General features: G+C 47.2%; 15 protein-coding genes and 1 pseudogene. 2 read left to right on the plus strand and 14 right to left on the minus strand.

From position 1 onward, the window contains the following. Positions 1-85: 85 nt before the first annotated feature. The 5 genes and pseudogenes from hisA to GN277_RS16320 all read right to left on the minus strand — a co-directional run bounded on the left by hisA (position 86) and on the right by GN277_RS16320 (position 5,595). A complete protein-coding gene (gene hisA / locus GN277_RS16300; protein WP_159751931.1) occupies positions 86-871 on the minus strand; it encodes a phosphoribosylformimino-5-aminoimidazole carboxamide ribotide isomerase in 786 nt (261 codons plus the stop codon). Between the two features lie 12 nt (positions 872-883). After that, complete coding sequence (locus GN277_RS16305) at positions 884-2,116, minus strand: phenylacetate--CoA ligase family protein (protein ID WP_159751932.1); 1,233 nt, start codon at positions 2,114-2,116, stop codon at positions 884-886. A gap of 78 nt (positions 2,117-2,194) precedes the next feature. Continuing rightward, entirely contained in the window at positions 2,195-2,800 is a 606-nt protein-coding gene (locus tag GN277_RS16310; RefSeq protein WP_159751933.1) for an indolepyruvate oxidoreductase subunit beta, read from the minus strand. Next, positions 2,793-4,618 (minus strand): annotated as a pseudogene (iorA, locus tag GN277_RS16315) (indolepyruvate ferredoxin oxidoreductase subunit alpha). The gene GN277_RS16310 and the pseudogene iorA overlap by 8 nt, the downstream one beginning before the upstream one ends. Positions 4,619-4,719: 101 nt before the next feature. After that, a complete protein-coding gene (locus GN277_RS16320) occupies positions 4,720-5,595 on the minus strand; it encodes a LysR family transcriptional regulator (protein ID WP_159751934.1) in 876 nt (291 codons plus the stop codon). Between the two features lie 207 nt (positions 5,596-5,802). Between GN277_RS16320 and GN277_RS16325 the strand changes: the two genes are divergently transcribed. Then, on the plus strand, positions 5,803-6,828 hold the full coding sequence (locus tag GN277_RS16325) for an SGNH/GDSL hydrolase family protein (RefSeq protein ID WP_159751935.1): 1,026 nt from the start codon (positions 5,803-5,805) through the stop codon (positions 6,826-6,828). Between the two features lie 102 nt (positions 6,829-6,930). On the opposite strand, the gene glmS is transcribed toward GN277_RS16325, so the two are convergent. The 9 genes from glmS to GN277_RS16370 form a co-directional block, all read right to left on the minus strand. Further along, complete coding sequence (gene glmS, locus GN277_RS16330; RefSeq protein WP_159751936.1) at positions 6,931-8,757, minus strand: glutamine--fructose-6-phosphate transaminase (isomerizing); 1,827 nt, start codon at positions 8,755-8,757, stop codon at positions 6,931-6,933. Positions 8,758-8,867: 110 nt separating this feature from the next. Beyond that, positions 8,868-10,418: a cohesin domain-containing protein gene (locus GN277_RS16335; protein WP_159751937.1), complete on the minus strand. Its 1,551-nt coding sequence runs from the start codon at positions 10,416-10,418 to the stop codon at positions 8,868-8,870. 62 nt (positions 10,419-10,480) lie between these two features. Beyond that, positions 10,481-11,860, minus strand: coding sequence for an LCP family protein (locus GN277_RS16340; protein WP_159751938.1), 1,380 nt, complete (start codon positions 11,858-11,860; stop codon positions 10,481-10,483). A gap of 85 nt (positions 11,861-11,945) precedes the next feature. Then, the gene (locus GN277_RS16345) at positions 11,946-12,926 is read right to left on the minus strand and encodes a glycosyltransferase family 2 protein (RefSeq protein WP_244324745.1); all 981 of its coding nucleotides are present in this window, start codon (positions 12,924-12,926) and stop codon (positions 11,946-11,948) included. Further along, positions 12,886-14,211, minus strand: a complete 1,326-nt coding sequence (locus tag GN277_RS16350; protein ID WP_159751939.1) for an O-antigen polymerase — start codon at positions 14,209-14,211, stop codon at positions 12,886-12,888. Before GN277_RS16350 ends, GN277_RS16345 begins: the two co-directional genes overlap by 41 nt. Next, positions 14,208-15,401: an LCP family protein gene (locus tag GN277_RS16355; protein WP_159751940.1), complete on the minus strand. Its 1,194-nt coding sequence runs from the start codon at positions 15,399-15,401 to the stop codon at positions 14,208-14,210. Before GN277_RS16355 ends, GN277_RS16350 begins: the two co-directional genes overlap by 4 nt. A gap of 19 nt (positions 15,402-15,420) precedes the next feature. After that, positions 15,421-16,824: an undecaprenyl-phosphate glucose phosphotransferase gene (locus tag GN277_RS16360; RefSeq protein WP_159751941.1), complete on the minus strand. Its 1,404-nt coding sequence runs from the start codon at positions 16,822-16,824 to the stop codon at positions 15,421-15,423. A 118-nt stretch (positions 16,825-16,942) separates the two neighbouring features. After that, the gene (locus GN277_RS16365) at positions 16,943-17,917 is read right to left on the minus strand and encodes a glycosyltransferase family 2 protein (protein ID WP_159751942.1); all 975 of its coding nucleotides are present in this window, start codon (positions 17,915-17,917) and stop codon (positions 16,943-16,945) included. 22 nt (positions 17,918-17,939) lie between these two features. Continuing rightward, the gene (locus tag GN277_RS16370; protein WP_159751943.1) at positions 17,940-19,538 is read right to left on the minus strand and encodes a glucosyltransferase domain-containing protein; all 1,599 of its coding nucleotides are present in this window, start codon (positions 19,536-19,538) and stop codon (positions 17,940-17,942) included. Between the two features lie 114 nt (positions 19,539-19,652). Here GN277_RS16370 and GN277_RS16375 point away from each other — a divergent pair, with 114 nt between their 5' ends. Then, positions 19,653-20,633, plus strand: a complete 981-nt coding sequence (locus GN277_RS16375; protein WP_159751944.1) for a glycosyltransferase family 2 protein — start codon at positions 19,653-19,655, stop codon at positions 20,631-20,633. The last annotated feature ends 25 nt before the right edge of the window (positions 20,634-20,658 follow it).

Below are 20,658 nucleotides of genomic sequence, written 5' to 3' on the forward strand. Positions count from 1 at the left end.
CTTTATCCTACATAATAACACTATCTATAGGGCAATTCAACTAATTTATAAAGTGTTTACAAACTGTTAATTTTCATTTCGAGGTTTAAAAGACGCAGGTTTCGCCATAACTTTTTACAATCTCATATGGAATTTTCCCCCCAAAAAGGTCTAACGCACTGCCAATCGTAAAATCGAGCTTACCTTTGGAAATCTCGCCAAAATGTTCCAAATCGGAAAGCTTTCCGATTCCCCCCGCATAGGTAATGGGTATATCATGCTTTTCGCCCAACAGCTTAACCAGCTTATCTTCTATACCAGAAGCCTTCCCCTCCACGTCTACGCCATGCACCAGGAATTCGTCGCAGTATCCCGCGATTTTATCAAGGATTTCCCCCGTAAGCCTTACATTAGTAAAGGTCTGCCAGCGGTTAGTCACAATGTAATAGCCATCGTTCTTTCTCCTGCAGCTTAAATCAATCACAACATGCTCTTTCCCTACCGCCCTCCTAAGCTCGTCCATAAGATCCCAGTGAATCTTTCCGTCCTTAAAAACATAGGAGGTAACAATCACATGGCTTGCCCCTGCTTCAATGTACTCCTCTGCATTTTCGGCGGTAATCCCTCCGCCAATCTGCAAGCCTTTTGGATACGCCGCCAATGCTTTCATGGCCTGCTGCCTGGTCTTCTCATAATATTTTGAGGACGGCGGGTTTAAAAGAATCACATGCCCTCCCCTTAACCCGTCCTTCTGATAGAGTCTCGCAAAGTAATCCGCATCCTGCCTGGCTGTAAAATTTTCCACTGCCTGGTCATTTTCGTCATTAAGGCTGCCGCCCACAATCTGTTTCACTTCTCCGTTATGGATATCGATACATGGTCTGAATCTCATAGGGCCTCCTTATTAATACCGGTTGTCAAAAATACGGGTGGACTTCTTCTCACTCCTTGGCAGATCCCCAATGGGAACCGGCTTCACATTTACCGTAACGCCAATCTTGCTCTTGAACTCCTGCTGAATAACCTTAGCCGCACCTTTTGGCTCTGCCCCGCCGTTAATCTCCACGAACAGGGTACACACATCCTTCCCATTCAGATGATCCAGCATAAACTGGTACTCGCTTGAGGCTTCGGCCACGCCTTTTAACATTTCTTCAATCTGGCTTGGGAAAATATTGACCCCCTTAACCTTCACCATATCGTCCGTCCGCCCAATCAGGGTATCAATCCTTGGGAAACGAGAGCCGCAGGGGCAATCCCCAGGAATAAAACGAGTCAGGTCGTGGGTGCGGTATCGAATCAGGGGCGCACCTTGCTTGCGAAGGGTGGTGATAACCAGCTCGCCAATCTCTCCATCTGGCAAAACCTCCCCCGTCTTAGGATCAACAATCTCAAAATACACATAGTCGTCCCAGTAATGCATTCCGCACTCATAGTCACAGCTCATGGCGATTCCAGGTCCGTAAACCTCCGTCAGCCCATAAATGTCATAAAGCTGTACCCCCAATTCAGACGCGATTCTTTTGCGCATCTTCTCGCCCCACCGTTCTGAACCGATGACGCCTTTTTTCAGACTGATTTTATCCGTAAGCTTCCTCTTGGCGATCTCCTCGGCCAGCAAAAGCGCGTAGGAGGAGGTAGCGCACAAGACCGTGGATTTCAAATCCTGCATCATGCGAAGCTGCTTATCCGTATTCCCAGGGCCCATAGGAATCGTCATTGCTCCCAAATGCTCAGCCCCTAACTGAAAACCGATGCCTGCGGTCCAAAGCCCGTAGCCCGGCGTGATATGAATCCGGTCAAGCGCCGTGATTCCCGCCATCTCGTAGCATCTGGCAAACATCTTGGCCCAGTCGTCCACATCCTTCTGGGTATAGGGGATAATCACCGGCGTTCCCGTGGTTCCGGAGGAGGAATGGATTCTGACGATCTCCTCGTCCGGCACAGCCTGAAGCCCCAGGGGGTACGCCTCCCTGAGATCCCCCTTCCAGGTAAAGGGTAATTTTTCAAAATCCTCCTGGCTGTTGATTGCATCAATGTCAATCTCCTTAAACTTCTCCTTGTAGAAACAAGGCTTGGAAGTCAAAAGCTTCAAATTTGTCTTAATCAGTCTGAACTGTAACTCTGTCATTCGCATATATCTTTTCCCTTCTGTCTGGTAATATTTTCCATGATTCCTTATAAAACCGCGTCCATCTGCCCCATAGTAAATCCATTACGATGTACTCCCACGCAAAGCCGCCGCCCCAAGACTCAGAGCACAAAGATTCATCTCCCGATACTGAGGCTTTACCCTCCGTTCAATCTCACACTCTATATCTTTTATGTCAAGCCCAAGTCCATTGCTTGCCGCCGCCGCGCCCAGAAGGGCCACGTTCAGCGTCTTTGGCGAGCCCGCCTTTTGACAGATGGCCTCCCCGTCAACCACATATAAGTTCTTCACATGCTCTTTAAGGTAGGAGAGCATCTCGCTGCTGTCATACCCTCCATTTCCCAGAGTCGCAGTCACAGGCTGAACTGCCTTCTTATTCACAATCACAATCCCCTCCTTTGATCCCCTTCTCAGATAGGAGAGATTGCGCACCGCCTCTGCCGGCTCAAACGCCAGAAGCACATCCGCACATCCCTTAGGAATCATGGGAGAATGGATTTCCTCCCCCATGCGCACATGGCTGACTACCGAGCCTCCCCGCTGCGCCATACCGATGGTTTCCGACGTTCGGACAAACATTCCCTTCTCCATGGCCCCATAAGCAATCAATTTGGACGCAAGGACCACTCCCTGGCCTCCGACTCCGCACAGTAAACAATTCTTATTCATGGTCCACCTCCTGTATTGCACCGAATTTACAGATTTCCCCACAGACGCCGCACCCATAGCACAGGGACGGCTCTATGGAAATTCGCCCGTCACATGCCACAATGGCCGGACAGCCCAATTCCCGTATACATTTCCTACAGGAAACACAGGTCTTCTCATTCACCTGATAACAGGTCTTAGGCTTTGCAAGGGCAATACAAGGAGACTTGAAAATCACCGCCCGTACTCCCCTCTCATCCAAAACCTGCCTCACCGCCTCTACGGCGCTCTCAAGCTTTAAGGGGTCTGCCTTCACGATTCTTTCCACGCCGATTCCCTCAAGCACCTTCTCGATACTTACCTTTGCTACGACCTCTCCCATCATGGTCCTTCCCCGTCCCCGGATGGGGCTGGTGGCCGGTCATGGCTGTGGTGGAATTGTCAAGCACCACCAAGATAATGTCCGTCTGGTTGTATACTGCATTAATAATACCGGTAATTCCGGAGGCAAAAAAATGTAGAATCCCCAATAAAAGCAAAATTAACCGTATCTTCTTCTATGATGTGAAGTCCCTGGGCGATGGTCACGTCCGCCCCCATACACAGACAGGTATCCACCATATCAAGAGGCGCTGCATTTCCAAGGGTATAGCAGCCGATATCCCCGCTAAACACAGCCCTTCGTCCCTTTGCCGCCTGCTTCACGGCATAGAAGGAGGCCCGATGAGGACAGCCCGCACAAAGAACCGGCGGACGCACCGGCAGCTTTAATGCCTTCTCCTTATCCTCCAAAGCCTTATTCTTCTCCTTAAGTGCCTCAGGAGCAAACCTCTCCAAATCCTTTTCCACGCTCTCAACACTGTTCTCCCCCGCATTGGCAGTATCATGAGTCAGTTTTCCCCGAACCGTTACCCCCAGCTGATACTTTCCCACTATCTGCAAGAGCGCTCTCTCAATCACTGGGTCCAGCTCCTCCAGCACCAGAACTTCATCAAGCCCTTTTAAGAATTCCAGCGCCAAATCCTCTGGAAAGGGGAAAGGCGTTCCCACCCGAAGCAGCGGGATATCCTCAGAAAGAATCTCCTTTACATAGGCATAGCTGATTCCGCCTGCCGCCACGCCTCTGCGAACCTTCAAATTTCCTTTCAGGCATCCCTCCACCCTGTTAAAAGGACAGGAGGAAAACACATGGGAGAGCTTCTCATTTCTCTCCTCAATCTTCTTATGATTCTGATAGGATAATCGGGGAAAGATAACCCACCGCCCCGTATCCTTAATAAATCCCTCTGGTTTGCAAGCAGGCCCTCCTTCCTTTACCTTCACCACCGCACATCCATGGCAGACGCGGGTTGTAGGGCGCAGAAGCACAGGAGTTCCATATTCCTCCGAATATGCAAATGCCTCCCCAACCATCTCATAGGCTTCCTCTGGGGAAGCTGGGTCAAACACCGGAAGCTTTGAAAACTCTCCAAAATGCCTGGTATCCTGCTCTGTCTGGGAGGAAATGGGACCCGGATCGTCCGCCGCCACAATGACCATTCCCCCTTTCACCCCTACATATGCAAGGCTCATCAGCGGGTCGGACGCTACGTTTAACCCTACCTGCTTCATCGTCACCATGGTTCTTGCACCCGCATAGGAGGCCCCCGCCGCCACCTCAAGGGCAGCCTTCTCATTTACCGACCATTCCACATGAATCTTACCCTCTGGGTTATTCTTTGCCACCGTCTCTAAGATTTCTGTGGACGGAGTGCCTGGATATCCTGACACTAGACTCACTCCCGCGTTTATTGCCCCCAGGCCGATGGCCTCATTTCCCATCAGTAATTGTACTGCCATATCTAAATCTCCTTTTGTCATACGTTCACATTCCTGCTCAACGCCAATATTTTAGCATATCAACGCGAAAAACACCACATAAAAACAGCCGAATCCTATATTTAGGAAAGGAGCAGTCCCTTTCTCCCTTCAAAAAAATGGGTCAGAAACTCATAAAATTCAATCACATTGCGGCTGTCCATCTTGTTCCTGTTATAGTTAATAATAATATCCCTCCGGCAGATTGGCTCCTCAATCTTTAATAGCCGCACACGCTCATTATCAATACTGCCCCAGGTAAACTCCGGCCAGAAGCCGATTCCCATGTTGGCTGCAATCATATTCTTCACGGCAGAGGGATTGTCACTCTCAAAAATAATCTTTGGTGTAAAGCCCGCATGCTGGCAGAACCGGTCACAGATATAACGGAACTCCCTGGAGCCAAGAAGGCTTATGAAGCCCTCCTTAGAAGTCTCTGAAAGACATATCGACGTCCTTCCCCTGTATTTTCCATTCTCCGGCACCGCCAGATAAATCTCCTCCCCGCAGGCGAAGCAGCTCTCCTCATCCCCCTGATAGAACAGCTTCGTTGTCACCGCAATATCATAAAGCTCACTCTCTGAATTCTGCTGCAGTTGGAAATTAATATCCTCATGCTCCTTCTTATACTCGATAATCGCCTCCATCACAAGCCCTGACGCCGCCAGAACATTCATATGGATCGTTTCTCCCTCCAGGGCTACCATCATCTTAAGCTGCTCCGGAATTGCGTCCATCTGGCTCATCAGCGGCTCCAATTTTCTCTGCAAATATTTCCCGTACTCTGTCAGCACAATTTTCCTGCCCTTTGCCGCAAACAGCGGCACACCCAGATCTTTTTCAAGCCTTCGGATTGCCTGGGTCAGCGCCGGCTGGGTAATATGCAGGTTCTTCGCACTGTTGGTCATATGCTTCGTCCTGGCGGCCTCCAGGAAATAGCGAATCTGCATAAGCTCCATAAATCTCCTCCATTTCTATAGGGTTTTTAAGGTTCCCTCCCTATTCATAATATAAATATTATGATTTTGATAAATATTATATATTAGACATAATTATAGGTCAATGATAAACTATGTGAGGAACGAAAGAGACAGGGATAAAGGTTCCCTGTCAACCAAAGTTTTTTACGCATATTATGTAAGCAAACAGAAAGCGAGGGAATGAAAATGGCTGAACTTTTAGAGTCCACCATGCTGATCTGCTTTGGTCTGTCCTGGCCTATGAACCTTGCCAAGAACATCAAAGCAAAATCAGCAAGAAACATGAGCCTACAGTTCATACTCCTGATCATCACAGGGTATATTGCTGGAATCTCAGCAAAAATCTATAATCACAGATTCAATTATGTACTGGTCGTATACCTGCTGAATTTAATTGTCGTATCTGCAAATGTGGTTGTCTACTTCATTAACTGCCGCTACGACAGACAGGCAAAAGAAGCGAATGCCAAACTTGCCAGGCAGATTTCCGGTAATACCGAAAATACATCCGTGGACACAGCGGCTTTGGACGCGCAGAACTCCACACCCTTCAAACCATCGATTCACAGTCAAGGAGAAGATGAAATGGAAACATATCGTGAAATGAACAGTATTACAGAAGCCGGCGGCGTCGTGCTATTCGGCTCCAACACATTTGCCGCCCTCCCTGTGGGAGAGCTGGCACAGGCATTCCGTATCACGGAGCCGATTTATAACCGTAGTATTAAAGACGTTCGCATCGACCAGATTGAAAGCTATCTCAAAGTATGTCTGTATGACTTAAATCCCCGTAAGATATTCGTAAATATGGGAGATGTGGATATCCTGGATGAAAATGCTGACATTGACAATTTTATTTCCAAATATGAATGGCTGCTGTACATGGTACACACAAAGACAAAGGCCTCCATCTATATTGTGCCGATTGTATCTAATAGCCCCATAGCCTTCAAAATGAATCAACGTCTGAAAGCCTTAGCTTCACAGACCGGCTGCAAATATATCGACGTTTCCGGCGTGCTGGAATCCAAGCGTCCCACTCTCAGACTGTTTGAAATGCTAAAGGTGCATATGCGCAACCATCCGATTAATTTTGCCGATGCCATGGAAGCCGGAGCTTTAAGCAACCGTAAATTAGAAGACGCTCCAAGCGACGGTCAGGCATCCCCACAGCCAGGGGTAAAAAGTGAGGCAGTATTTGCAAAACACTAATTGGTCAATTATGTTGGTATGTCTGTAAACAGACTGAACAAATCGGGAATTTCTGTCAATCATGTTCAGAAATCCCCGATTTTTTATTCTTTCCAAATTCTGCTACTCTACCGTCACCGATTTTGCCAGATTTCTTGGCTTATCTACATCACAGCCCCGTCCTACTGCAATATAGTAGGCAAAAAGCTGCAAAGGAATAATGGCAAGAGAGTTGGTAAAATACTTGTTCGTCTCTGGTATGTAGATAACGTAATCTGCCGCTTTCTCCACTTCTGTGTTGCCTTCCACCGTAACGGCCATCACGAAGGCGCCGCGGGTGCGGACCTCCTCCATGTTGCTGATCATCTTTTTGTAAAGCTCCTTTTGTGTCAATACTGCAGCAACCAAGGTTCCCTCCTCCACCAAAGAGATGGTGCCATGCTTTAACTCTCCGGCCGCATATGCCTCAGAGTGGATATAGGAAATCTCCTTTAGCTTTAAAGAGCCCTCCATGGAAATCGCATGGTCGATTCCCCGCCCGATAAAAAAGATATCCCTTGCCGCCAGATAGCGGTTGGCAAACTTCTGAATTTTCTCACGATTGCTCAGAATCATCTCAATCTGGGCAGGCAGGGCTTTTAAGCTTCCAAGCATCTCTTGAAGCTCATCCTCCCTAAGCAGACCCCTGGCTTTTCCAAACTTCATTGCCAGAAGATACATGGCGGTCAACTGCGCAGAATATGCCTTGGTGGTAGCCACCGCAATTTCCGGCCCAGCCCAGGTGTACATCACGTTATCTGCCTCCCTGGCAATGGAGCTTCCCACCACATTGACGATTCCCAAAACCCTTGCTCCCATCTTCTTAGCCTGCCTGAGCGCGGCAAGGGTATCCGCCGTTTCCCCTGACTGACTGATGACAACCACCAGAGTCTGCTCATCCAGAATAGGGTTACGGTAACGGAATTCCGACGCCATATCCACCTCCACCGGAAGCCTTGCAAGCCCCTCCAGGATATATTTGCTGGTGTGCCCTACATGGGAGGCCGAGCCGCAGGCTACAATCATAATCTTGCGAAGCTTACGAATCTCCTCCTCCGTCATACCCAATTCTTCAATTTCTATCTGACTGCCCTTAATCCTTGGAGAAAATGTATCCATCACCGCCTTGGGCTGCTCATACATTTCCTTTAACATGAAATGCTCATATCCGCCCTTCTCGGCTGCATTCACATCCCACTCAATCCGCACCGGCTCCTTGACAATAGGTTCCTCGTCCACGTTGAAAAACTCCATGGAATCCGCAGTCATACGGACAATTTCTTCATTTTCAATAAAATAAACATCCCTGGTATACCGAAGCACCGCCGGAACGTCTGAGGCAATAATGCAGCCCCCGTCTGTATGTCCCACAATCAAAGGGCTATCCTTGCGCACCGCATAAAGCTGGTCAGGGTGGTCTTTAAACATAATCCCAAGAGCATAAGAGCCCTCCATACGGTGCATAATCTTCGTAATCGCTTCAAGGGGGTTCCCCTGGTAATAATAGTCCAGAAGGTGGGCAATAACCTCTGTGTCTGTCTCTGACACAAACTGATAGTCCCGTTTTTTAAGCTTCTTTTTGAGCTTTAAGTAGTTTTCAATGATACCGTTATGTACAACCACAATGCTCTTATCCGCATTAAAATGGGGATGGGCATTCACATCCGACGGAGAGCCGTGGGTCGCCCATCGGGTGTGGCCGATTCCCATAGTTCCCTCCAAAGTGGCGCCGTCATGGGTCAGCTCACTCAATACCTTAAGCCTGCCCTTTGACTTAATCATGTCGATTTTTCCCTCGTTGTAAACGGCGATACCTGCGGAATCATATCCTCTGTATTCAAGCTTCCCTAATCCGTCCAACAGAATTGGCGCTGCCTGCCGATTTCCTATATATCCTACAATACCACACATATTTTCCAACTCCTTTTTATTTTCATAAAAAATATTGCATTAACCTCTGGCCATCAGCACCCCGCCTCCTTGCAAAGCGCTGATTTTATCCGAAATTAATGCAATGATTGTTAATCTAAATCAATAAAATCCACCTGGAACGTATCACCCTTCTTCTGCCCCCGCTTTTTCTGAGACTGCAGATTTAGAAGATCATCCAGATCATCGATCATATCATTGGAATTGCTGCTATAATCATCATCGTCGTCATAGTCATCATCATAACCATAATCATCATCATAGCCATCCGAGTCATAACCGTCTGAATCAAAATCGTCATAGTCGTCGTCATCATCACCCAGATTGTCATAATCATCAAACAGATCTTCTTCCTTCAGACTCATGGTCTTAACCGGAACTCTGACAGCAGGCTCGTCTGCATTACGTCTTACTGCATTCTTAATCTCTTTTCCCGGCGCCGGCTTCTTTGCCTTCGGCTTTGGCGCCGGCTCATCATCCCGATCCGGATCGATGTCATATTCATCATACAGATCGTCCAATTCCAAATTACGATTCCGAAGCTTTACACTAACCACAACCAGGAAAGCAATCAGAACCAGCATGAGCATCATAACGATAATCAGCACAATATCCAGGAAATCACCCACAAACTGCAGAAATTTGTTCCACCAGCCCTTGGGAGTCTTCTTCTCCTTCGCCTCCGCCGTATGTTCTACATATCTCTGGTAGGTCTTATCAACCGTATCATACTGGTACATTCCTTTCTGACCGTCTGCATTCAAGGCATAAAGCACATAATACTCTGCCATGTCCACATCCTGCCATGCCGGAAATTCCTTGCCGTTTAAGGTAAGCACCGTCTCCTGGTAACGCTTTGGCAGGTTCACAGAACCGTCGTCCCTCAGAAGGATAATATAACGGTCAGAGGAAATACTGACGGACTCAAAGGGAAGAAACGAGCCTTTATCACCGTCATATAGGAAGAACTCCGGCTCCCCTCCGGCGGCAGGCGTCAGATAAAAGGCTGACACATTGCTTACAGGCTGCGTTGCCACCTGACAGGCGGCGCCCTCTAAGATCATCTCTCCCCGCGAGAAGCCCTCCGGTATCAATGCGTCCGAAAAATCATTGGTAACAATATACTGTACCCCGTCAATCTCCACCTGAGGGCCGTTTGCAGCCGCCGTACCGCCCTCGTTGCCTGCCCCCTCTTCTGGCTGAATCAATGAAGGATCTCCCGGCCCAATCGTGACTGCCGAATTCCCCTCTGTAATATCTAGCTCCGAACCGTCCATATCCGTCCCTGAGGACTGAGAAATCGTTACCTTTCCGGTCCCTTCCGCAAGAGCCTGAAACTTCAGGGTAAGTCCATCCTCTATGCTTTCTCCGGTACAGTTCATGGTAATGGTTCCGCTTCCGCCGGTGGCGCTGTCGCCGCTGATAAACCTTAACTTGTCCGTATCATAGGCCAATGTTAGATTCAGTGATACAATCTCAGCAGAAGAGCTGACTCTTATATTAACATCAACCTCCGCACCTACCGTTGTAGAAGGATCTGAGAAACGTACTTCCGCAGACGCCGCGTGAACAATCATGGATACACACGGGCAAAGCATACACACTATAACCAACATAGAAAGTATTTTCTTCCATCTTCTCATGTAAGCTACCTCATTTTTCTAAATTATTATCCAACAGACTTTGTACATCAGGCAAATAGACACTATCCTTCATCTGAACCTGACGAATCGTTACCATCCGAAGTTGACGAATCGCTGTCATCGGGTATATACGTATCACCGTCTCCAGAGGTATCATCGTCATCGTTCCCACTGGAAGCTCCTCCGCTTGTCCCGCTGTTTCCTCCCCCTCCAGTAGAACCTCCGTTATTCCCGCTGGATGATGTTCCGCTTCCGCTGCTATGGTTTCCACCGCCTCCGCTGCTGGAAGATCCTCTATTATAGTCATAATCATCATCGTCATCGTCGTCCGGCTGACTCATAATACTCTGGGTATCTTCATTTACATCTGCCTTACGGTTTCCTGCTTTGTTCACAATCTTATCACTGATAGACGATACGGTGGAGGACACTGAATAGGCTTCGCTGTCGCCGTAGAAGAACTTATGAAGCTGTTCTACATTGCTCTCAAGAGTAACCGGTATAACTACGCTTCCTATATCCACCAGCTCGTCCGTAGTTTTATCAAAGGGAAAACCTGTGGTCTCGCCAAGCCGGTAATCAAATGCATCCACCGCATAATCCAGAATCTCCGCCATAGTGAAATTCGTGGCAACCTGGGGAAATACCTTGTCTATAATCTTGTTCAACTGTGCCGGAGACGCCTGCTGAAGCTTCTCCACAATCTTCGCAAGCACCATACGCTGACGCTCTGCCCGCTTAAAATCATCCCCCGCCGTATAACGGATTCTGGCATAGGCTGTGGCCTGCAGACCATTCAAAACCTGAGGGCCGGGTTCGGTAACTCCCGCCGACACTCTACCCGTCGCTTTCATAATCTCAATGGCGTAACCACAGATATAAGGGATCTCTTCTTCAGTAACATCAATCTCAATACCCCCTACTTCATCCACTACATCGATTAACGCATCGAAATTAACCGTCACATAATGCTCAATATCCATATCAAGATTCTTATTCAGCATGGCGACCGCTTCTTCCGGTCCACCGTAAGAATATGCCGCATTCGCCTTGTTAATCGACCCATCATCCTGCTGCAGCAGGGTGTCTCGGTATACGGAGGAAATCTTTACCTCCAGCGTCTCACGATTCAGACTTGCAATCATAATCGTATCACTTCGGGTTCCCTTGCCGAGCTCGCTTTTACGAGAATCGACGCCAAACAGTGCAACGTTCAGATAGCCGGTTCCCCTCTCCCGTGCCTCCTCCGATACACTTAACTCCATGGGATTAATCGGCGCCTTCTCAATCTTAGACAACTTGCTCGCCAGGATTACGGCTCCTGTCGCTGCCACCAGCGCTACGGTTCCTCCAAAAATCACTCCAATCTTCTTTCCCAGAGACCATGCGGCAAATCCACGCTTCCTACGACCACGCCTGTAATGATTTTTTTCCCTAGCCATTATCCAATGTCCTTTCTTTCATTACTCAATTTAACTCATTTTACGATAACATTCTTCAATATATTACCTCATTTTCCTGGAAACTTCAATTACAAATATTGTTTTCTGCATATTTTTCCCAATATGCCTTGCTTGCCGAACATCTTTTCACCATCCACAAAGGCATTTTCCTATAATTCTGTCCCGCTTTATAGCCAAGATACTTACAGCCGCTTTTATATAGAAGTACAGGAAGAAGATACCATTTACCTTTTTTCAGTAAGTAAAGGGCCGTATCTCTCACCATCCGGATTCCCTCGGCCTCGGAACGGATTCCCTTAAACACCTCCGGATGGTCTGCCTGGGAAACCGCCAAATCAAAATTCCTCTGAAACTGCTGCCGCCCTGAATAGTTATGTGAATGGACAACCCTGGCGTTTGCCGCATAGGCAACCTGGTATCCGGCTTTCACCATCTTAGCCGCAATAACCATATCCTCATTGAAAATGGTCCGTCTGGTAAATCCGCCCATTTCCCTGTAAACCGTCCTTTGATAAGCAGCGCACACATCCGAACAGAAAAAGGTCTTGATTCCCATCACGGGCAAATCCTCCTTCCCCTTCACCCTGGCCTTGGGCGGATAATTAAAAATTCTGGTATACCGCTCAATCTCATCACAGCCCTTTGCCGGAAGCTGGCGTGCATAGGAAACCCCCACGCCCTTAGACGCAAGAAGGGGCTTTACCAACTCCCCAATCATATCCTTATCAGCCGGAAGCGCATCCTGAGTCATAAAAACCAGAAGCTCTGCATCAGACAACCGAAAACCCAGATCCCGCGTCCCACCATGATCGAACTCCTCCGGCTCTATATGGGTCACGGATACTCCCTCCATCCTGGCCACCTCTTTAGGAAAACTCTTTGACCTGGTATTTATTACATAAATTTGTCCAACAGGATAACGCTGTTGTTTTAGCCTTCTCAATTCCTCCCTGAACCTTTCGTCCGGCTGGTGGGTCAGTATCACCACATCCACACTCTTCTGCTCACTCATCTCTCTGCACATTTCCTCTCTTATCTCTATCATATCCTACATACAAGTACATCATCCCTGTCAGAATCAACCAGAACCAGGTGGTCGGGTTGCTGAACCAAGTGGTGAAAAACGCAAGCCCAAGATAAATGGCAAGCTGTCCATAGAACAGATACACCACCGGATTCTCACTTTTTTTCACAAGCTGCATCACCCATTTTGCCGCTGCGCCCACAAGGGCAGCGAACAGAAACACGCCTGGCATCCCAAAATCATAATACGCATCATAGAACATAGTAAGGGTTGTAAGCTCTGGCTTCGTCAGATAGACCACCGAGGCCGTCAGCTTCGGGAATACAAACTTAAGCCCAGTCAGGGCAAAAAAGGGAAACAGCATACGCACCCCGTAAGTATGCTTTGTAAGCTGCTCCACCATGCAGTTAAAATTCTCAAAATTATTTGCCACATAGATATAAGGCTGTGTGATAAAGATTGGCATCTTCTCATATTTCATCTCAAATATACCGTTCAGATAGGCAATGTCATGATGGCGGAACATCGTCAGTATCACGTAGATAGGGATTAGCGCCGCCCCAATGCCTGCCAGAGTGCGAAGCCTGACTCCCTGGTATACCATAATATATGTAACCACGGCAAAGCCAACGGCAAAGAGGAGCTGGAACCTGGACACACACAGCACAGGAATGACAACTGCCGTCACATTCGCCGCTATAAGCGCCGCCTTCTCTTTCTTACCAAGTCCGTCACTTACCTTCATATACAGAACCGTAATAGCCGGAATCAGGATACAGCTAACGGTAAAATAATGCACCCCTGATACATGAAAGTAAGAATAGGCATGAGGCTCCTTAGAGAACAAGGGAATAAATTTAAGCTTTGCCGCTTCAAAGAGAAAGCATGCCATGGATGTAAGAGCCAGCCCTATGATACATACCAAAAGCCGTTCTGCCAGCACAGGCTTCTTACCAAGCTCTTTTTTTTCATCCGAATCGTACTTCTGCCCCCACTCATATCCAATCCCAAAACCGATATATATGAGGAAGAAGCAGGCCCAAGTCCTGTAATCCCAGTCCTTCTGAAGCCTGCTGAGCTTTAAACAGGCAAGCCCCTGGCCACCCACCCATGCAAGGGTAAAGAGCCCCCGAAGCTCTGTCAAATTCTGGGTCTCCTTCACCCAATGAAGATACAGATACACAGCCTCCAGCACAAGCATTACTCCAGCGAGATAATAAAACCCTGCAAGAGAAGCAATATAACTCATAAAATATACCAGCATATATGTGCCATATTCCATTATAATGTCATTGCGTCTCCTCATTGTGTATCTCCTTCAAACGTACCGCCTCCACCAGTATCTCCTTCAAATGTAGTCTGCATGGCCTGGGCATTTTCAGACACTCCTGTCAGATAGATGATATCGTCATGAATCTGTTTTACCTTGATGGACGGCTCGTACCATTCCTCCGCAAAAATATTCTGGTGGAGCTGTGACACATTTCCCACAAAGTCAATGGGCACCACATAAGAGCCTGTATGATTCCGGACATCCTCGCTGGTGGTCACCGCATATGGAAAGCCTGTGGTTCCTACAATATTATAGTTCAGAATATTTGCCGCGAATCCTAACATATCCGTGATTGACAGACTGGTGGAAATCTGGGGGAATACCTTATCCACAATCTTATTCAAAGTCAGCAGGTTCGCTTTCTTTGCTTTGTCAACCGTCTTTTGCAGCACCTCTCTCTGACGTGCCGTTCTCTTGAAATCATTTCCTTCCGTGTAGCGGATTCTGGCATAACCTACTGCATGAACCCCGTCTAACAACTGTGTCCCTGCCACCTCGTCAATCTTCTGCATATCCTTTCCAACAACCTGAGCCGTCTCAAATGCGTATCCGTTGCAATAGAACGCCTCCTCCTCTGTCATATCAATCTCAAGCCCTCCAAGAGCGTCGATTACATCCACAAGAGCGCTGAAATTGACGCTGACATAGTTGCGAATATCCAGGTCAAAGTTGCGGTTTAACAGGCTGATGGCCGCCTCCGGCCCGCCTCTGTTATATGCAGAATTCGCCTTCTCATAGCTGCCGTCCGCCTGCTGTAATAATGTGTCTCGGTATACGGAGGTCAGTGTCACATCATTGGTCTCGTTGTTGATGCTCACAATCATAATACTGTCGCTCTGCACCCCGCCCTCTAGCTCGCCGTTTCTGGAATCCAGCCCAAAACAGGCAATGTTCGTGTAAGGCCCTGTATCCTTATAGACCTCCAGATTATTTTGGTTTAAAATATTAATATCTAACTTCCCCAATTTCAGCATCCCGTATCCTACGACGCACAAAATAGCCAAAATAAACAGCTCAAAACACAGAAACAGAACTCTTTTTCTTTTCCTCTTACGCCTTTTCTTCTGACGCTCCTGCGGCGACATTCTCTTATCTTTTCCTCTCCTGTCTGCTTTTCTCTTTTTTTCTACGCTTCTTCTTTCCACGCTTTTATTCTTACTCATGCCAGTTCTCCCCTACAGGCTAATATGCGTTTTTATTCACAAAGCCTTTGAAAAATGTCAAAAATATAATCTTAAGATCAAACCCAAGCGTCCAGTTCTCGATATAGTACAGGTCATACTCAATCCGTTTGCGAATGGAGGTATCCCCCCGATATCCATTCACCTGCGCCCATCCTGTTAGGCCGGGACGCACCTGATGCTTGACTCTGTATCTGGGAATCTCCTCGCTGAACTTCTCCACAAACTGCGGTCTCTCTGGCCTTGGCCCTACAAGACTCATGTTTCCCTTTAATACATTAAAAAGCTGCGGAAGTTCATCGATACTCGTCTTCCGTATAAACTTGCCGAATCCTGTTACCCTTGGATCATCTGGGGTTGTCCATCCCCCTTTCTCTTTCTTCTCATCCTGCACCACCATGGAGCGAAACTTATACATCAGAAACGGTCTGTTCTGAAAGCCGATTCTTTCCTGCTTGAAAATCAGCGGCCCCGGCGACGTTATCTTAATCACCGCCGCTGTTGCCGCCATGATTGGTGAAAACAGAAGCAGCGCCGTCACCGCGCCAAACAGGTCTACCCCCCGTTTCAGCAGCGCGTTAAGGGCATTGCTTAAGGGCACATGCCGGATATTCACCACCGGAAGCCCAAGTAAATCCTCTGTGTAAGGCTTGGTGGGAATAATATTGTTGTAGTCTGGAATAAACTTGGTGTGAACTCCGGATTTCTCACACATCCCTACAATGTGCTCCAGCTTATGATATTCTGCAAGCCCCAGGGTTATGACAATCTCGTCCAACTTATTCTCCGGCAGTACAATGGAAAGATTCTCTGTCCTTCCAAGCACCTTTACACCTCTGTATTCCGTTCCCCGCGGCTTGTTGTCCGCCAGGATTCCCCTGACAATATACCCCCACTCAGGATTAGCCCGAATCCTGTCCACATACTGTTCCGCCGCTCTGCTGTATCCCACCAGCAGGATATGCTTCTGATTGTATCCTTTTTTTCGGATATTCCTCAGTTCTTCCCGCAGAATATTGCGTCCTACCACTTCCACAAACACATTGATACAGAAGAACACAAACATCATGGTTCTGGAGAAATCTGTCTCTCTTGCCAGATACAAGACCAAAATAAAGGTCATAAGCCCGATTACATTGGCCTGTATAATCCGCCATGCCTCAAGCCTCCTGCCCTGTACCCGCTTCGGCGTGTATAATTGGAAGATATAATACAACAGAAGGTATTCCGGCACAAGAAAAATAAGAACCCTCATATATTCCTGGAGAGACAGATGCCACGCCCCTAATTCAAAGATTCCGCTTCTGAATTTTATATACCACGCCGCCACATAGGAAAAAATGATTGCCAGCGCATCTATCACAAAATGAAGTGTATTCAACAATTTTTGATTATTTTTAATCATTTTCATCCACCACCTAAACCACACCTTATCATACAATAAATTGTCAGATATCACAACCCATCAATTCTATAGTTTTTCTTAACAATTCATTAATATACTGAATTCGCGGGTCTTGGCGTCAATAGGCGTCGTCTTTCTCACAGTCCTCCTTGGTCCTCTCACTAATAATATACCTGGGTCTTTTCTTTACCTCCAGATAAATCTTTCCGATATATTCGCCCAACACCCCCATACTGACCAACTGTACTCCGCCAATAAAACAGATGATGCTCACAGTACTTGCCCATCCCACCACACTCTGTCTTGTAAAATACATGATCACTGACCATAACACGCCGATAAAACTTAACAGGGAAATCAATAACCCCATCCCTGTGATCATCCTTATGGGCTTAATGCTTAAACTGGTAATCCCGTCAAAGGCAAGGGCCGCCATCCTCGACAATGGATAGTGGCTTCTGCCCGCAGCTCTCTCTTTACGCTCATAATAGACACTGGTACTCTTAAAGCCCACCAGAGGCAGCATCCCCCGCAAAAAGATATTCACTTCTTTAAATTCCGAAAACTCCTTCAAAACTCTGCCGGATACCAGGCGGTAATCCGCATGGTTAAAGACCACCTCCGCCCCCAAAAGCTTCAATAATCTGTAAAATCCTTCTGCCGACGTCCTCTTAAAAAACGAATCCGTGTTTCTGTTACTCCTCACCCCGTATACAATGTCACTCCCGTCCAGATATTCCTCCACCATCCGGTTCATAGCATCTATATCGTCCTGTCCGTCGCAATCTATGGTGATGGTAATATCTGCCCTGTCCTTCACCTCCATCAGACCTGCCAGTATTGCATTCTGATGGCCCCGATTCCTGCTCAGGGAGATTCCCATAAAGGCTTCACTGGAATCCGCCAAGCCTTTTATGATCTCCCATGTAGCGTCATGGCTTCCGTCATTTACAAACAGAAGCCTGCTTTTTGGGTCTGTCAACCCCTTCTCAATCAATTCATCCAGCTTTTTCTTAAACTGACGGCTGGTTATGGGAAGAACAGCCTCCTCATTATAGCATGGCACTACGATATACAGTATTGGTTTCTTCATCCCGCGTTACTCCTTGACTTTCTTATCTGCTCACTCCATTGACATTGTACCAGTCCTCGGAAGGCTCTGAAAAATAGACGATAATACTGCCCTCCGTTTCCACAATACTTCCTGGCTTGGGCCACGGCGCCATGTCCTTCGTATAATCTAAGGCTTTGACGATCTCATAAGGCTCAGGCTGAAGCGTCATGTATCCTTCCGTCACCAGCAGCTCACGAATCCTGGCAATATGTCCCCCATTCCATCCAAACATAGAGCCATCAATCCCCACATTATCCGAGCTGTCAAAAAAACCGGACGTATCCATCTCATAGGCGCCCACAAACACAATGGGCTTTGCTCTATAATCATATCCCAACGCACTGATATCATGCATGACCGCATTGGCCGTAACCTGGTCCTTGTGATAACGGACAGCATCATAGTAATAGAGTGTATTCATATTTCGGACATTTAAAAATATGAGATACCCCGCCAGTCCCACTGCCGCATATCGAAAAAAGTTCCTCACTTTTAATGTCTCTAATACAAAGTAAATCTCCATAGCCCCTGCAAGCGGCAAAGCCAACAGCATACGTCCATGGGTCTTATACGTCCCCATCAGAATAAACATGACAAAGGGCGATATCACAAGAGCCACCGTCAGAAACAGAAGCCGTATCCTTGCCCCCTTTTCCTTTGCCCTGACAAACACATAGACTGACCAGGCAATAAACATCAGTGTGGAGGCCATAATCACAAATCCGCCATAAATGGACACATCTTTTATGGTAATGCCAAAGGAAACCCTTGCCACATTTGCAACCGCCATAAAAGCCGTATGGAAAACGCTGCTGTCTTCAAACCATCCAATATAACTTTCCGTATAGTTGGCCCCATGCCCTGTGACTGTCTGTATCACAAAATTCAACCCATAATAGAGCGCCACGGATATGAGGCTTATACATGCTGGTCTGATTATAGTTTTCCAGATTGCCAGCTCTCCTTTTAGGACTTTTCTAAGACAATAGATTACTACCGATGTAACGTACAGGGACAAAATCGCCTGATACACAGCGACTCCATAGGATAACAAAAGAATCGACAAAAGCAGCTCTCTTTTTGCAGCATGCTTCTCCTCCTTAGTCATTTCCGTTTTTTCCATATATTTTAGGTATCTTGCCGTAAATGCGAACGCAAGAGAGGCAAACGCCATTCCCAGGGACACCTGCAGATTAAACATGGAAAAAGAAAGAATCTCCCCCACCACAAAAGGAAGAGTCGTATAGTAGGTTAAAAAGACAAAAAGTTCAAAACGTCCAGTCTTCCATCCGTCCTCCTCCAATAACGTAAATGCGCTGATCAAACCGGAAAAAAACCACACGCAGACTGCCAGAAAATCCCACAGAAAAGGGACGTACCGACCGTTGACCGTAAAGAGTTCATTGAACATCTGTATTCCAAATCTTCCCTGAGGAATCCAAGGCCCGTAGCCCTCCCCCGCAAGAATGGATTTTTCTTCATCTATTCCAATAGTCGGACAGGTAAGCATCACGCCAAATGCAACCAACGAAACCATAAACGCCAATAGAATCTCCTGCCTGTGCTCCCCCCACCATGCTTTCACACATATTCTGTCCATCCAGCCAACCTCCGTAACACAATCTTAAAATAATTAAAAGATATTATAGCGCATTTTTTTATTCTTTGCTATAATAAATCAGTCATTAAAGCGCAGAAAGGCGGATTCATATATATGAAAGTTACAATTATTATCCCCAACTACAATGGATGTCATTTCATGGAGCCCTGTCTTGCCTCCCTCAAGAAGCAGACCTTCAAGGATTATGGAATCCTGGTTGTGGATAACGCTTCAACAGACGGAAGCGTTGAGTTTGTGAAGGAGAATTACCCTGAAATCGAAGTCATTGCCCTGAAAGAGAACTACGGTTTCAGCAAGGCGGTAAATATTGGGATTCGGCGTTCCAGGACTCCCTATGTCATCCTTTTGAATAACGACACCACCGCAGACCCCCATTATTTAGAGGAGATGGTGAAAGCCATTGAACAGTCGCCCCGCATCTTCTCAGTCAGCAGTAAGATGATCCAGATGTACCATCCAGAGCTGATTGACAGCGCCGGCGATCTCTACACCCTGACAGGCTGGGGGGTATGCCGAGGAGTGGGACGTCCAGTCTCCAATTATAGGGAAAATGATGAAATTTTCAGCGCCTGTGCCGGCGCCGCCATCTACCGCCGACAGGTTTTTAAGAAGATCGGATTGTTTGATGAGAATCATTTTGCTTATCTGGAGGATATTGACGTGGGATACCGCGCCAAGATTTTCGGGTATCGGAATATGTACTGCCCCACAGCGCTTATCTACCACGTGGGCAGCGGGACAAGCGGCTCGAAGTATAATTCCTTCAAGGTAAAGCTGTCTGCACGGAATAATGTTTATCTGAACTATAAGAATATGCCCTTTTTACAACTAATGATTAATTTTATTCCCCTTCTTTTCGGATATCTGGTGAAGTACGCCTTTTTTGTGAAGATTGGCTTTGGGAGAGATTACAAGGAGGGGGTATTAGAAGGGCTTAAAACCAGACATGAGCAGCGTAAGGTCCCCTTCCGCATACGGTATCTTCGGAACTATGTACGGATTGAAGGCGAGCTAATCAGGCATACCTTCTCTTATGTGAAAGACTGGGTAATCCGGAAGACCTCCGGAAGATAAGTTTAGATGTGGAATTCGTAAATAG

Source organism: Sporofaciens musculi (genome assembly GCF_009830285.1).
Lineage (GTDB): Bacteria > Bacillota > Clostridia > Lachnospirales > Lachnospiraceae > Sporofaciens > Sporofaciens musculi.